Below are 14,715 nucleotides of genomic sequence, written 5' to 3' on the forward strand. Positions count from 1 at the left end.
TACGAAGAGGGCCCCCGGGCAGTGGCTCGGGGACCCTCGATCGACAAGCGTGCGGCGCTTTAGCGCTCGACCTCACCCTTGATGAACTTCTCGACGTTGGCCAGGGCCTCGTCGTCGAAGTACTGGACCGGCGGGGACTTCATGAAGTAGCTCGACGCGGAGAGGATCGGGCCACCGATGCCCCGGTCCTTGGCGATCTTCGCGGCGCGCAGGGCGTCGATGATGACACCGGCGGAGTTCGGGGAGTCCCACACCTCGAGCTTGTACTCGAGGTTCAGCGGGACGTCGCCGAAGGCGCGGCCCTCGAGGCGCACGTACGCCCACTTGCGGTCGTCCAGCCAGGCCACGTAGTCCGACGGGCCGATGTGGACGTTCTTCTCGCCCAGCTCGCGGTCCGGGATCTGCGAGGTGACGGCCTGCGTCTTCGAGATCTTCTTGGACTCCAGGCGCTCGCGCTCGAGCATGTTCTTGAAGTCCATGTTGCCGCCGACGTTGAGCTGCATGGTGCGCTCGAGACGGACACCGCGGTCCTCGAACAGCTTCGCCATCACGCGGTGCGTGATGGTCGCGCCGACCTGCGACTTGATGTCGTCGCCGACGATCGGGACGCCCGCCTCGGTGAACTTGTCCGCCCACTCCTTGGTGCCGGCGATGAAGACCGGGAGAGCGTTGACGAACGCGACCTTGGCGTCGATGGCGCACTGCGCGTAGAACTTCGCGGCGGCCTCGGAACCGACGGGCAGGTAGCAGACGAGAACGTCGACCTGGCGGTCCTTGAGAACCTGGACGACGTCCACCGGCTCCTCGGCGGACTCCTCGATGGTCTGGCGGTAGTACTTGCCGAGACCGTCGAGCGTGTGACCGCGCTGGACCGTGACGCCCGCGTTCGGGACGTCGCAGATCTTGATGGTGTTGTTCTCGCTGGCGCCGATGGCGTCGGAGAGGTCGAGGCCGACCTTCTTCGCGTCGACGTCGAAGGCGGCGACGAACTCGACGTCACCGACGTGGTAGTCGCCGAACTGGACGTGCATCAGGCCGGGCACCTTGGTCGCCGGGTCGGCGTCCTTGTAGTACTCGACGCCCTGCACCAGCGAGGCGGCGCAGTTGCCCACGCCGACGATGGCTACGCGAACCGAACCCATTCCGGTTGCTCCCTGTGTGATCGTGGAAGCCCTGCGGTGCGCAGGGTTTCACTTGGCGGTGTCGTCGGACGGATCCGGCCGGGTACTGCCCCCGTGCCGGGGCAGGCCGCCCGTCTCTCCAGAATCGTTGTCGTGCAGAGCGGGGGCGTCGGAGCCGGATCGCTGATCCCGCCCTGCCCGCTCGCTCTCGATGAGCTCGTTCAGCCAGCGCACTTCGCGCTCCACGGACTCCATACCGTGGCGCTGCAGCTCAAGCGTGTAGTCGTCCAGGCGCTCGCGTGTCCGGGCCAGGGAGGCGCGCATCTTCTCCAGACGCTCCTCCAGCCGGCTGCGGCGGCCTTCGAGCACGCGCATCCGCACCTCGCGCTCGGTCTGCCCGAAGAAGGCGAAGCGGGCCGCGAAGTGCTCGTCCTCCCAGGCGTCCGGGCCGGTGTGGGAGAGGAGCTCCTCGAAGTGCTCCTTACCTGCCGGGGTCAACCGGTAGACGATCTTGGCCCGGCGTCCTGCGAGTGAAGCGGCGAGGGCCTCCTCGGGGGCGCTGCCCGGCTCCTCGATCAACCAGCCGTTGGCGACCAGCGTCTTGAGGCAGGGATACAGCGTTCCGTAGCTGAAGGCCCGGAAGACGCCCAGCGAGGTGTTGAGGCGCTTCCGCAGCTCGTACCCGTGCATGGGGGCCTCGCGCAGCAGGCCGAGAACGGCGAACTCGAGGATGCCGGAGCGTCTGCTCATCCGTCGCCTCCTCCTCCGCCTTCGGGGCCCTTATGCCGTGCTGATGTATCGACTCGATACATCAGCACGATAGAACGGCCACCCTGTCCCGACAAGCCGGGCCACAGTGACCGGCGTCACATCGTCAATTCGCAGCGTTCGACTTGCCCGATTTGGTGTGAAGTCCGGCCGTAGGTGGGTTTTGGCCGTGCGTAGTCTGTGCGGCATGCAGACCACCGGGAACCGAGCGATGCCCTGGGGCGTCAGTGCTGCGGGTGACCGGCTGCGGTACGGGGGGACCTCCGATGGGTTCCCGCCGTGCGCATTTCGGGGGGACCGGAACTCAACTGCCGCTTCCAGGCGTACGCGCCTGCCCGAGGAGTAGTCGTTCGATGAGCGAGCATCGTCGCAAAATGCCGCCGCAGCAGCCGCCGACGGGCGGTCGCGCGGCGGCACGGCGCGCTGCCCAGCAGCCGGGCCGCAGGTCGGCCCCGGCCCATGACGTCGGTATGGGGGCCCCTTCGGCCTCGTACGGCCCTCCCTCCTCCCACGGAGAGGAGGAGCGCCCCTACGGAGGGCGCGCGGAGGCCCGCCGGGCCGCCCAGCGCGGCAGCCGCCGCAGAGGCGCCGACGCGGGCCCCGGCGGCCCCGCCGGCCCTGGTGGGGGGCGGCGCGGTGGCGGCGGTCGCGGCGGCAGTGGTCCGGGGCGGGGCTCCGGCGGTCGCCAGCCCGGCAAGAAGCGGATCATCGACTACCCGCGCCACAACAAGTACGGCTGGCGTCGCTGGATGCCGTCGTGGAAGCTCGTGACGGGCACGTTCCTGTTCTGCGTGGCGAGTCTGATGGGTGTTGCCTACGCCGCGTACTCGCAGGTGGAGATCCCCAAGGAAGCCGATACCGCGGTCTCGCAGAACAACATCTACTACTGGGCCAACGGCGACCGCATGGTCGCGACCGGCAGTGGTGCCAACCGCCAGATCGTTCAGTTCGGGGACATCCCGAAGTCCATGCAGAACGCGGTGATCTCGGCGGAGAACAAGACCTTCTGGAAAGACTCCGGTGTCGACCCCATGGGTATCGCCCGCGCCGTGTGGAACATGGCCAAGGGCGGCGAGACCCAGGGTGGTTCGACCATCACCCAGCAGTACGTGAAGAACAACCGCCTCGACGACCAGTCGCAGACCGTCACCAGGAAGGTGAAGGAACTCTTCATCTCCATGAAGGTCGGCAACGAGGTCCCCAAGGACCAGGTCATGGCCGGCTACCTGAACACCTCGTACTACGGACGTGGTGCCTACGGCATTCAGGCGGCGGCCCGTGCCTACTTCAACGTGGACGCAAAGGACCTGAACCCCAGCCAGTCGGCGCTGCTTGCCTCGGTACTGAAGGGCGCGACGTACTACGACCCCGCCGGCTACCCCGAGATCGACCCCCGGGCCACGGCCAAGGCGAACACCGAGCGGGCCACCAAGCGGTGGAGCTGGATCCTCGACGAGATGCAGAAGGACCGGCACATCTCGGCCGAGGAGCGGGCGAAGTACACCACCTTCCCCAAGGTGCAGCCGCCCCGGAAGAGCGCCAACCTCGGCGGTCAGATCGGCTACCTGGTCGCCACCGCCAACGTGAACCTGCAGAACCAGTTCGGCATCACCGAGGCGGAGCTGGAGCGCGGCGGCTACCAGATCCACACCACCTTCGACAAGCTGAAGGTGGACAAGATGGAAACCGCGATCAAGAAGATCATCAAGGAGAACATCGACCCGAAGAAGCGCCCGAAGACGGACACGCACGTCCAGTTCGGCGGTGCTTCGGTCGAAACGGCGACCGGGAAGATCGTCGCTCTCTACGGCGGTGCCGACGCCACCAAGCACTTCCGGAGCAACGCCGACAGCACCGGTGCCCAGGTCGGATCGACGTTCAAGCCCTTCGTGCTCGCCGCGGCGATGAAGGACGGCGTCCGCAACAAGGACCTGGGGCCGGACCAGGACGAGTCCGAGCGCAAGATCCTTGACCCGGACAAGAGCCTCTACAACGGCAAGGACGACCTGACGATCCGTAAGTACAACGGGGACGTCTGGCTCGACGACAAGGGCAAGGAGTGGCGTCAGAGTAACGACGAGAACGCCAGCTACGGCCCCATCTCCCTGCGCTACGCCATGATCAAGTCCGCCAACTCGCCCTATGTGCAGCTCGGCATGGACGTCGGCATCGACAAGGTCCGTGAGGCCGCCGTGGCCGCCGGCCTCCGCGAGGACTCCCTGGTCAAGGGCGATGTGCCCTCCTTCTCCCTCGGTGTCTCCAGCCCCAGCGCCATCCGTATGGCCGGTGCGTACGCGACCTTCGCCAACCAGGGTGAGCAGAACGACCCCTACTCCGTCGAGAAGGTGGTGAGGGACGGCGAGACCTGGCAGCACCAGGCCAAGCGCAAGACGGCCTTCAGCCCGGCCATCGCCAGCAACGTCACCGACGTGCTGCGGTCCGTCGTCGACGACGACCGGGGTACGGGTCGCAAGGCGCGGATCCCGGGCCGTGCGGTCGCCGGCAAGACCGGTACGACCGATGACAACAAGTCGGCCTGGTTCGTGGGCTACACGGCGCAGCTGTCGACCGCGATCGACATGTACCGCTTCGACGACGACGAGTCGAAGGAGGGGCGCGAGTTCGAGAAGATGTACGGCACGGGTGACCAGCCGACGATCCACGGTTCTTCGTTCCCCTCGCGGATCTGGAAGGACTACATGACGGCTGCCGTCGACGGCATGCCGGTCGTGGACTTCCCCAAGCCGGAGAAGCTGGAGGGCGCCGTGCCCGTCTTCGGTGGTGGCGCCGCGAGCCCGACCCCCACCCCGACCGCCACCCCCACCCCCACCGAGTCGACGATGCCGACGACGACTCCCCCGGCCACGCCGACGACGACTCCGCCGGCGACCAAGACGCCGAAGCCGGGTAAGACGACCTGCAGCATCTGGGACATCACCTGCAACGGCAATCCCGGTGGCAACACCGGGCAGCCCACCACCTCGCCACCCACGAGTCCGACGCCGACCGACTCGCCGACGGCTGATTCCGGAGGCAACGGGAACGGCAAACCCGGTGGCTTCTGGAGTCCCTGATCCCTTCACCGGGAAACGTCCTGAGGGCCGCCGCGTCCGCTCCGTACTTTCCGTACGGACCGGCCGCGGCGGCCCTCGCCGTTTTCCCGGGGACGTACGGCAGGATGTCCCCCATGCCGAGCCTCCAGAAGTCGAGCGCGCCGCCGGGACGCTCGCAGACGGTCATCCCCACCCACCGGGACAAGGTGGCCGCAGCGGGCAGCGAGCTGATCGGTGGCCCCTACGGCCGCAGGGCGGCGGCCGGCACCGGGCAGCTGACGCCGGTGCGGGTGATCGCGCTCGTGGCCCTCGGCATGTACGCCCTCGGGATGGTGCAGAAGCTGCCCTGCTACAACTGGGCCTGGTTCCAGGGCGCGACCTCCCAGTACACGCACGCGTGCTACTCGGACATCCCGCACCTGTTCGCCGGGCGGGGCTTCGCGGACGGTCTGGTCCCGTACTTCGACCGGCTGGGCGGCGACATACCGTTTCTGGAGTATCCGGTCCTGACGGGCCTCTTCATGGAGGTCGCGGCCTGGCTGACGCCCGGCGGCGGCGAGATGAGGCAGCAGGAGCAGGCGTACTGGCTGGTCAACGCCGGTCTGCTGATGGTGTGCGCGGCCGTCCTCGCGGTCTGTGTGACCCGGACGCACCGGCTGCGTCCCTGGGACGGCCTCCTGGTCGCGCTCGCGCCCTCGGTCGCGCTCACCGCCACGATCAACTGGGACATACTGGCCGTCGCGCTGACCGCCGCCGCCGTCCTGATGTGGTCGCGGAGCCGGCCGCTGGCCTTCGGGATCCTGCTGGGCCTGGCCACCGCCGCGAAGTTCTACCCGATACTGCTCCTCTGCCCGCTGCTGCTGCTCTGCTGGCGTGCCGGGAAATGGCGGGCGTACGGGACCGCGGTGCTCGGCGCGTGCGGCGCGTGGCTGGTCGTGAACCTGCCCGTGATGCTGCTCGCGCCGGAGGGGTGGAAGCAGTTCTACCTCTTCAGCCGGGACCGGAACGTCGACTTCGGCTCGATCTGGCTGCTGTTCAGCCAGCGGACCGGTGACGTGATCACGCCGGGGCGGGCCAATCTGTACGCGCTGCTGCTGATGGCGGCCGCGGTGGCCGGTCTCGCGTTCCTGGCGTTCACGGCACCCCGAAGGCCCCGCTTCGCCCAGCTGGCCTTCCTGATCGTCGCCGCGTTCGTGCTGACCAACAAGGTGTACTCGCCGCAGTACGTCCTGTGGCTGGTGCCGCTGGCCGCGCTCGCCCGGCCGCGCTGGCGCGACTTCCTGGTCTGGCAGGGCTGCGAGGTCGTGTACTTCGTCGGCGTCTGGATGTACCTGGCCTTCACGACCAGCGGCAACAAGCAGGGCCTTCCGGTGGACGGCTACCAGTTCGCGATCGTCGTGCACCTGCTCGGCACGCTGTACCTGTGCGCGATGGTCGTACGGGACATCCTGGCGCCCGAGAAGGACCCCGTGCGGCAGGACGGCGCGGACGACCCCTCGGGCGGCGTCCTGGACGGCGCGGAGGACGTCTTCGTGGCGGGCAGGGCGGCCCGTCCGGCCCGGCACGCCGCCCCGGCCGCGGAGGAGGGGCGGCGGGTCCTCTGGGGCACCGCCGACCCCGACGATCCGTGGCGCGCCCCCGAACCCGACTGACCGGAAAAGCATTCACCCCCGGGAGCACCTGCTCCCGGGGGTGAATGCTTCTCCGCCGGCTCAGCGTTCGACGAGCCGGTCGAACTGCGTCGTGGTGTGGCGCAGATGCGCCACGAGCTCGTCGCCCACCCGGGGCTCCTGGGCGTCGGCCGGCACGAACAGGATCGACACCTGCATGTGCGGCGGCTCGGCGAACCAGCGCTGCTTCCCGGCCCAGACGAAGGGCGAGAGGTTGCGGTTGACGGTGGCGAGGCCCGCCCGGGCGACGCCCTTGGCGCGCGGCATGACGCCGTGCATCGCCTTCGGGGCCTCCAGGCCCACGCCGTGGGAGGTGCCGCCGGCGACGACGACCAGCCAGCCGTCCGACGCGGCCTTCTGCTGGCGGTAGCCGAACCGGTCGCCCTTGGCGACGCGGGTCACGTCGAGGACGGCGCCCCGGTACTCCGTGGCCTCGTGGTCGCCCAGCCACAGCCGGGTGCCGATGCGGGCGCGGAAGCGGGTCTGCGGGAACTGCTGCTGGAGCCGGGCCTGCTCCTCGGCACGCAGGTGGCTGACGAACATGGTGTGCAGCGGCAGCCGGGCGGTCCGCAGCCGGTCCATCCAGGCGATGACCTCCTCGACCGCGTCGGTGCCGTCCGGGCGGTCCAGGGGCAGGTGGAGGGCGAAGCCCTCCAGGCGGACGTCCTCGATGGCGGAGTGGAGCTGCTGGAGCTCCTCCTCGCGCACACCGTGCCGCTTCATCGAGCTCATGCACTCGATCACGACCCGGGCGCCCACGAGGGCGTGGACGCCGTCCACGGACGACACGGAGCGGATCACCCGGTCGGGCAGCGGAACCGGTTCCTCACCCCGGCGGAAGGGGGTGAGGACCAGCAGGTCGCCGCCGAACCAGTCCTTGATCCGCGCGGCTTCGTACGTGGTGCCCACGGCCAGCATGTCGGCGCCGAACCGGGACGCCTCGTCCGCGAGGCGCTCGTGGCCGAAGCCGTAGCCGTTCCCCTTGCACACCGGAATGAGACCGGGGAACTGCTCGATGACGGTCTTCTGGTGCGCCCGCCAGCGAGCGGTGTCGACGTAGAGGGAGAGCGCCATGGCCGGCCCGGAACCTTTCTGACGGAAGCGGTGTGTCGGAGGTGTGTACGAGACTACGAAGCCTACGGAACGGTCAGCGGCGCGACATGTAGATGTCGAGCGCCTTGTGCAGCAGCTTGTTCAGCGGGAAGTCCCACTCGCCGACGTACTCGACGGCCTCGCCACCGGTGCCCACCTTGAACTGGATGAGGCCGAAGAGGTGGTCGGTCTCGTCGAGCGAGTCCGAGATGCCCCGGAGGTCGTAGACGGTGGCGCCCATGGCGTACGCGTCGCGCAGCATCCGCCACTGCATCGCGTTCGAGGGCCGGACCTCACGGCCGATGTTGTCGGAGGCGCCGTAGGAGTACCAGACGTGCCCCCCGACGACGAGCATGGTCGCGGCGGAGAGGTTCACACCGTTGTGGCGCGCGAAGTAGAGCCGCATGCGGTTGGGGTCCTCGTTGTTGAGGACGGTCCACATGCGCTGGAAGTACGAGAGCGGGCGCGGCCGGAAGTGGTCGCGGACGGCCGTGATCTCGTACAGCCGCTGCCACTCGGCCAGGTCTTCGTAGCCGCCCTGGACGACCTCGACACCGGCCTTCTCGGCCTTCTTGATGTTGCGGCGCCACAGCTGGTTGAAGCCCTTGAGGACGTCGTCGAGCGAGCGGTTCGCGAGCGGGACCTGGAAGACGTAGCGGGGCTGCACGTCGCCGAAGCCGGCGCCGCCGTCCTCGGCCTGCTGCCAGCCCATCTTCCGCAGCCGGTCGGCGACTTCGAAGGCGCGCGGCTCGATGTGGGTGGCCTCGACGTCCTTGAGGCGCTTGACGTCCGGGTCCTGGATGCCGGCCTTGATGGCGGCCGAGTCCCAGCGGCGGATGACCACCGGCGGGCCCATCTTCACCGAGAAGGCGCCCTGGTGCTTGAGGTGCGCCAGCATCGGCTGCAGCCAGTCGTCCAGGTTCGGCGCGTACCAGTTGATGACCGGGCCCTCGGGCAGATAGGCGAGGTAGCGCTTGATCTTCGGGAGCTGGCGGTAGAGCACCAGGCCGGCGCCGACGAGCTCACCGGACTTGTCGAACCAGCCGAGGTTCTCCGAGCGCCACTCGGTCTTCACATCCGCCCATGCCGGGACCTGGCAGTGGCTCGCGGCGGGCTGGCTCTGGATGAATGCCAGATGCTGCTCACGGCTGATGGTCCTCAGGGTCAGGCTCATGCGGGGCGCTCCTCGGCAGGTGTGTCCCCATCGGTCAGGGGCTCCGGCTCTCGCGCCGAAGCCTACTGTGACCTTGGAGCGCCCCGAATGGGTGTGTGTGCCCCGACGTGCCGTCGGGCTCAGCTGATGACGCCGCCGAAGAGGCCGCCGTGCGCCATTCCGAGGTAGAAGCCGAAGGCCGAGGCGCCGAGCCCGAGGATCAGCAGGAACCGTTCGCGCGTGGTCACGGAGATGAACTGTCCGTACGCGCCGGTCAGGATGCCGATCAGGCCCGACCAGGAACTGAGCAGATGCAGGTTGTCGAACTGCGCGGTGGTGAACGAGATGACCCCCAGCACCAGCGTGACAGCCATCAGGGTGTCCTGGAGCGGGTGGGGCTTGCCGTCGGTCGCGAAGAGAGAGTGGCCGGGGTCGGGTCGCATTGCCTGTGCCATGGGGCACCTCCTGGCGTGCCTACCGGAAGGCGGCGCATCGTAGCGCCGCCCACTTCCGTTGTGTACAGATTGCGTCCCCTCGCCGGAGAATTTCAACCGGAAGCCGATGTGCGGGTACTCTGTACAGCTGCGCCGGTGTCTGCCCAGGTCCCTCCGGGATCCCCGACAGCGCTCCTCGCTCGCCGAGGGGACTGTCAGTGGTGGTGGATACCGTTGCTTACGCATCACGACCCTCCTGCCACGGAACGACCGTGGCCGCTGAGTCCAAAGGAGGTGGGTTCCACATGCGTCACTACGAGGTGATGGTCATCCTCGACCCCGATCTCGAGGAGCGCGCTGTCTCCCCGCTGATCGAGAACTTCCTCTCCGTCGTCCGTGAGGGCAACGGAAAGGTCGAGAAGGTCGACACCTGGGGCCGTCGTCGTCTCGCCTACGAGATCAAGAAGAAGCCCGAGGGCATCTACTCGGTCATCGACCTGCAGGCCGAGCCTGCGGTCGTCAAGGAGCTCGACCGACAGCTCAACCTGAACGAGTCGGTCCTCCGGACCAAGGTCCTCCGTCCCGAGACCCACTGAGCTTCTAGCTCAGAGGTCATCGGGTTCGAGTAGCAACACAGCAGCCAGAAGCAAACCCGCCGAGAGGTTCCCCCATGGCAGGCGAGACCGTCATCACGGTCGTCGGCAATCTTGTCGACGACCCCGAGCTGCGCTTCACCCCGTCCGGTGCGGCGGTCGCGAAGTTCCGTATCGCGTCCACCCCCCGCACCTTCGACCGTCAGACCAATGAGTGGAAGGACGGCGAGAGCCTGTTCCTGACCTGCTCGGTCTGGCGTCAGGCGGCGGAGAACGTCGCCGAGTCGCTTCAGCGAGGCATGCGCGTCGTCGTGCAGGGCCGGCTGAAGCAGCGGTCCTACGAGGACCGTGAGGGCGTCAAGCGCACGGTCTACGAGCTGGACGTCGAGGAAGTCGGCCCCAGCCTCAAGAACGCCACGGCCAAGGTCACCAAGACCACCGGTCGCGGCGGCCAGGGTGGATACGGCGGCGGCGGCCAGCAGGGCGGCGGCGGTGGCGGTGGCGGCTGGGGTGGAAACTCCGGCGGCGGTGGCCAGCAGGGTGGTGGCGGTGCTCCCGCCGACGACCCGTGGGCGACCGGCAGCCCCTCCTCCGGCGGCGGCCAGCAGGGCGGCGGCGGTGGCGGCTGGGGTGGAAACTCCGGCGGCGGCTACTCGGACGAGCCCCCCTTCTAGGGCCACGCCCTCGAAGCAGCTCGTACCCCCACTTCTTGATCACACAGGAGAAACACCATGGCGAAGCCGCCTGTGCGCAAGCCTAAGAAGAAGGTCTGCGCGTTCTGCAAGGACAAGACCCAGTACGTGGACTACAAGGACACGAACATGCTGCGGAAGTTCATTTCCGACCGCGGCAAGATCCGTGCCCGCCGCGTGACCGGCAACTGCACGCAGCACCAGCGTGACGTCGCCACGGCCGTCAAGAACAGCCGTGAGATGGCGCTGCTGCCCTACACGTCCACCGCGCGATAAGGGAAGGGTGACCGAAAAATGAAGATCATCCTCACCCACGAGGTCTCCGGCCTCGGTGCCGCTGGCGACGTCGTCGACGTCAAGGACGGCTACGCTCGCAACTACCTGGTCCCGCGCGGTTTCGCGATCCGCTGGACCAAGGGCGGCGAGAAGGACGTGGCGCAGATCCGCCGCGCCCGCAAGATCCACGAGATCGCGACCATCGAGCAGGCCAACGAGATCAAGGCCCAGCTCGAGGGCACGAAGGTCCGCCTGGCCGTTCGCTCCGGCGACGCCGGCCGTCTCTTCGGCTCCGTGACCCCGGCCGACATCGCCTCGGCGATCAAGACCGCGGGTGGCCCCGACGTCGACAAGCGTCGCGTCGAGCTCGGTTCGCCGATCAAGACCCTGGGCTCGCACCAGGTGTCCGTGCGTCTGCACCCCGAGGTTGCCGCGAAGCTCGGCGTCGAGGTCGTCGCCGCGTAACGCTGCCCTTGGCAGTCTGCGCTCAGCAGTGAGGAAGGGCCGCACCCCTCGGGGTGCGGCCCTTCCGCTGTTCTTTCCGCTGTTCCTTCCGCTGTTCCTTCCGCTGTTCCTTTCGCTGTTTCACGTGAAACAGCGGGTCTCAGCGGGTGGCGCCGGTGACGATCCAGCGGCCGGAGCGCATACGGAACCAGAGGGTGCCCATCCGGACCGCCATCATCAGGGTCATCGCCCACCAGAGCGCCGTCAGTCCGCCGCCGAGCGTCGGGACGAGGAGCGCGACCGGGGCGAAGACGGCCAGCGTGAGCAGCATGGCCCAGGCCAGGTAGGGGCCGTCTCCCGCGCCCATGAGGACGCCGTCCAGGACGAAGACCACGCCGGAGATCGGCTGGGAGAGCGCGACGACCAGGAGCGCGGGGAGCAGGGTGTCCTGCACGGTGGTGTCGCCGGTGAAGAGCGGGACGAACAAGGGGCGGGCGACGATGAGCAGCGCGCCGAGCACCACTCCGGAGACCACGCCCCACTGGACCATGCGGCGGCAGACCTGCCGTGCGCCGTCGGCGTCGTCCGCGCCGAGGTAGCGGCCGATGATGGCCTGGCCCGCGATGGCGATCGCGTCGAGCGCGAAGGCCATGAGGCTCCACAGGGACAGGATGATCTGGTGGGCGGCCACCTCCGCGTCTCCCAGCCGGGCGGCGACGGCCGTGGCGATCATCAGGACCGCGCGGAGCGAGAGCGTACGGACCAGGAGCGGGACGCCGGCCTGGGCGGAGGCACGGATGCCGGCCGGGTCGGGGCGGAGGGAGGCGCCGTGGCGCCGGGCGCCCCGTACGACCACGACGAGGTAGGCGGCGGCCATGCCGCACTGGGCGATGACCGTGCCCCAGGCGGAGCCGGCGATGCCCAGACCCGCGCCGTACACCAGGGCGATGTTGAGGGCGCCATTGGTCGCGAAGCCCGCGATGGCGACGTAGAGCGGTGTACGGGTGTCCTGGAGGCCTCGCAGCACGCCGGTGGCGGCCAGGACCACCAGCATGGCGGGGATGCCGAGGCCGGAGATCCTGAGATAGGTGACGGCGTACGGGGCGGCGGTGTCCGAGGCCCCGAAGACGTCGACGAGCCACGGCGCGGTGGGCAGGGTCAGGGCGACGACGGCGACGCCGAGGAGGAGCGCGAGCCAGATGCCGTCCATGCCCTGCCGGATGGCGGCGGGGAGGTCACCCGCTCCCACGCGCCGGGCGACGGCGGCCGTGGTGGCGTAGGCCAGGAAGACGAAGACGCTGACGGCGGTGGAGAGCAGGGCCGCGGCGATCGCGAGGCCCGCGAGCTGAGGTGTGCCGAGGTGGCCGACGATGGCGCTGTCGACGATGAGGAACAGCGGCTCGGCGACGAGAGCACCGAAGGCCGGCAGGGCGAGGGAGACGATCTCGCGGTCGTGCTGTCGGCGGACGGCCTTGGGGGTCGCGGGGGCCTGAGTCATGGGCTCAATCTAATCTTCCACAGGTAAGAGATGCAATGGCCAAGCAGTCCTTACTTTTCTCTGGTGCGGGGCTTCGGGTGTGGGCCGTTTGTTCTGATCTTGGTCCAGGGGGAGAACTTTTTCTCCCCCACAGCCCGTGGATGGGAAACGTGCAGGTCAGATGCGCGAGGGCAGGGGTGTTATGAGTTTGTCCACATGGCTGTCCCCCGCTCCGTGCACAGGATCCGGCGAGTTCTCCACAGCATCTGGCCCTTCACCCACAGGGGCTGTGGATAACCAGATTGGCTGACGCCTCCCGCGGGCCTACCGTGGTCCGGCGCCCGACGCGCCAGAAGCGGTCGCAAAGCCACTCTTTGATCAAGGCCGTGGCGTAAGAAAGAGTGGCAAGGCGAGGTCCGCGGAGCGGACGGAGGAGGTGGCTTGGTGAGCGTTCCCGAGCCCATGGACGACCCCTGGGCCGACAGCGGACCGAGCGACCGGCTGCCCACCCGTACCCGAGGCGAAGGGCGCGGCCGTGGCCGCGGGCGCGACGACCAGCACGAGCGGGGCGGCGACGGTCCCTGGGACGGCGGGCTCTCCGGCTTCGAGCGCGTTCCCCCACAGGACCTCGACGCCGAGCAGTCCGTCCTCGGCGGCATGCTCCTCTCCAAGGACGCCATCGCGGACGTCGTGGAGATCATCAAGGGCAACGACTTCTACAAGCCGGCCCACGAGACCGTCTACGCGGCGATCCTCGACCTCTACGCCAAGGGCGAGCCGGCCGACCCGATCACGGTCGGCGCCGAACTCACCAAGCGCGGCGAGATCACCCGCGTCGGCGGCGCCTCCTACCTCCACACCCTGGTCCAGTCGGTGCCGACCGCGGCCAACGCCTCGTACTACGCGGAGATCGTCCACGAGCGGGCGGTCCTGCGCCGCCTCGTGGAGGCCGGCACCAAGATCACGCAGATGGGCTACGCGGCCGACGGGGACGTCGACGAGATCGTGAACTCGGCCCAGGCCGAGATCTACGCGGTCACCGAGCAGCGCACCACCGAGGACTACCTGCCGCTCGGCGACATCATGGAGGGCGCGCTCGACGAGATCGAGGCGATCGGCTCCCGCAGCGGTGAGATGACGGGTGTGCCCACCGGCTTCACCGACCTCGACTCGCTCACCAACGGACTGCACCCCGGCCAGATGATCATCATCGCGGCCCGTCCCGCCATGGGTAAGTCGACCCTCGCCCTGGACTTCGCCCGGGCGGCCTCCATCAAGCACAACCTGCCCAGCGTCATCTTCTCCCTCGAAATGGGCCGCAACGAGATCGCGATGCGACTGCTCTCGGCCGAGGCCCGGGTCGCGCTCCACCACATGCGCTCCGGCACGATGACCGACGAGGACTGGACCCGGCTCGCCCGCCGGATGCCCGACGTCTCCCAGGCCCCGCTGTACATCGACGACTCCCCGAACCTGTCGATGATGGAGATCCGCGCGAAGTGCCGTCGGCTCAAGCAGCGCAACGGCCTGAAGCTCGTCATCATCGACTACCTGCAGCTCATGCAGTCGGGTGGTTCCAAGCGGCAGGAGAGCCGTCAGCAAGAGGTCTCCGACATGTCGCGAAACCTGAAGCTCCTCGCCAAGGAGCTGGAACTGCCGGTGATCGCGCTCTCGCAGCTGAACCGTGGTCCCGAACAGCGCACCGACAAGAAGCCGATGGTCTCCGACCTGCGTGAGTCCGGCTCGATCGAGCAGGACGCCGACATGGTGATCCTGCTGCACCGCGAGGACGCCTACGAGAAGGAGTCACCGCGCGCGGGCGAGGCCGACATCATCGTCGGCAAGCACCGTAACGGCCCGACGGCGACCATCACCGTGGCCTTCCAGGGCCACTACTCGCGCTTCGTGGACATGGCCCAGACCTGATCCGATCGGGAAGTCC

The 14,715-nt window shown here is 68.5% G+C and carries 13 protein-coding genes; 7 read left to right on the plus strand and 6 right to left on the minus strand.

Going from position 1 to position 14,715, the window contains the following annotated elements:
- Window positions 1-59: 59 nt before the first annotated feature.
- Both AB5J54_RS20240 and AB5J54_RS20245 read right to left on the minus strand, forming a co-directional pair.
- Complete coding sequence (locus AB5J54_RS20240) at window positions 60-1,142, minus strand: inositol-3-phosphate synthase (RefSeq protein ID WP_352018097.1); 1,083 nt, start codon at window positions 1,140-1,142, stop codon at window positions 60-62.
- A gap of 48 nt (window positions 1,143-1,190) precedes the next feature.
- Window positions 1,191-1,871 (minus strand): helix-turn-helix transcriptional regulator, encoded by a 681-nt coding sequence (locus tag AB5J54_RS20245; RefSeq protein ID WP_351176439.1) that lies wholly within the window; start codon window positions 1,869-1,871, stop codon window positions 1,191-1,193.
- A 371-nt stretch (window positions 1,872-2,242) separates the two neighbouring features.
- Here AB5J54_RS20245 and AB5J54_RS20250 point away from each other — a divergent pair, with 371 nt between their 5' ends.
- Entirely contained in the window at window positions 2,243-4,963 is a 2,721-nt protein-coding gene (locus tag AB5J54_RS20250; protein ID WP_369145322.1) for a transglycosylase domain-containing protein, read from the plus strand.
- 104 nt (window positions 4,964-5,067) lie between these two features.
- On the plus strand, window positions 5,068-6,594 hold the full coding sequence (locus AB5J54_RS20255; protein WP_369145324.1) for a glycosyltransferase family 87 protein: 1,527 nt from the start codon (window positions 5,068-5,070) through the stop codon (window positions 6,592-6,594).
- A 60-nt stretch (window positions 6,595-6,654) separates the two neighbouring features.
- On the opposite strand, the gene AB5J54_RS20260 is transcribed toward AB5J54_RS20255, so the two are convergent.
- The 3 genes from AB5J54_RS20260 to AB5J54_RS20270 form a co-directional block, all read right to left on the minus strand.
- A complete protein-coding gene (locus AB5J54_RS20260) occupies window positions 6,655-7,686 on the minus strand; it encodes an alanine racemase (protein ID WP_369145325.1) in 1,032 nt (343 codons plus the stop codon).
- A gap of 73 nt (window positions 7,687-7,759) precedes the next feature.
- The gene (locus tag AB5J54_RS20265) at window positions 7,760-8,878 is read right to left on the minus strand and encodes a lipid II:glycine glycyltransferase FemX (RefSeq protein WP_369145326.1); all 1,119 of its coding nucleotides are present in this window, start codon (window positions 8,876-8,878) and stop codon (window positions 7,760-7,762) included.
- A gap of 119 nt (window positions 8,879-8,997) precedes the next feature.
- On the minus strand, window positions 8,998-9,312 hold the full coding sequence (locus AB5J54_RS20270; RefSeq protein WP_369145327.1) for a hypothetical protein: 315 nt from the start codon (window positions 9,310-9,312) through the stop codon (window positions 8,998-9,000).
- A gap of 284 nt (window positions 9,313-9,596) precedes the next feature.
- Between AB5J54_RS20270 and rpsF the strand changes: the two genes are divergently transcribed.
- The 4 genes from rpsF (at window position 9,597) to rplI (ending at window position 11,317) form a co-directional block, all read left to right on the plus strand.
- Window positions 9,597-9,887, plus strand: coding sequence for a 30S ribosomal protein S6 (rpsF, locus tag AB5J54_RS20275; protein ID WP_015034882.1), 291 nt, complete (start codon window positions 9,597-9,599; stop codon window positions 9,885-9,887).
- 74 nt (window positions 9,888-9,961) lie between these two features.
- Window positions 9,962-10,558 carry a single-stranded DNA-binding protein gene (locus tag AB5J54_RS20280; RefSeq protein WP_267259163.1) on the plus strand — a complete coding sequence of 199 codons (597 nt, stop codon included), beginning with the start codon at window positions 9,962-9,964 and terminating at the stop codon, window positions 10,556-10,558.
- A gap of 57 nt (window positions 10,559-10,615) precedes the next feature.
- Window positions 10,616-10,852: a 30S ribosomal protein S18 gene (gene rpsR / locus AB5J54_RS20285; RefSeq protein ID WP_003967857.1), complete on the plus strand. Its 237-nt coding sequence runs from the start codon at window positions 10,616-10,618 to the stop codon at window positions 10,850-10,852.
- 18 nt (window positions 10,853-10,870) lie between these two features.
- The gene (gene rplI, locus AB5J54_RS20290; protein WP_053640001.1) at window positions 10,871-11,317 is read left to right on the plus strand and encodes a 50S ribosomal protein L9; all 447 of its coding nucleotides are present in this window, start codon (window positions 10,871-10,873) and stop codon (window positions 11,315-11,317) included.
- Between the two features lie 139 nt (window positions 11,318-11,456).
- On the opposite strand, the gene AB5J54_RS20295 is transcribed toward rplI, so the two are convergent.
- Complete coding sequence (locus tag AB5J54_RS20295) at window positions 11,457-12,794, minus strand: MATE family efflux transporter (RefSeq protein WP_369145328.1); 1,338 nt, start codon at window positions 12,792-12,794, stop codon at window positions 11,457-11,459.
- Between the two features lie 423 nt (window positions 12,795-13,217).
- Here AB5J54_RS20295 and dnaB point away from each other — a divergent pair, with 423 nt between their 5' ends.
- The gene (gene dnaB, locus AB5J54_RS20300) at window positions 13,218-14,699 is read left to right on the plus strand and encodes a replicative DNA helicase (protein WP_189804935.1); all 1,482 of its coding nucleotides are present in this window, start codon (window positions 13,218-13,220) and stop codon (window positions 14,697-14,699) included.
- Window positions 14,700-14,715 lie beyond the last annotated feature (16 nt).

The sequence above is a fragment of the Streptomyces sp. R44 genome (assembly GCF_041053105.1).
In the GTDB taxonomy this organism is placed as follows: Bacteria; Actinomycetota; Actinomycetes; order Streptomycetales; family Streptomycetaceae; genus Streptomyces.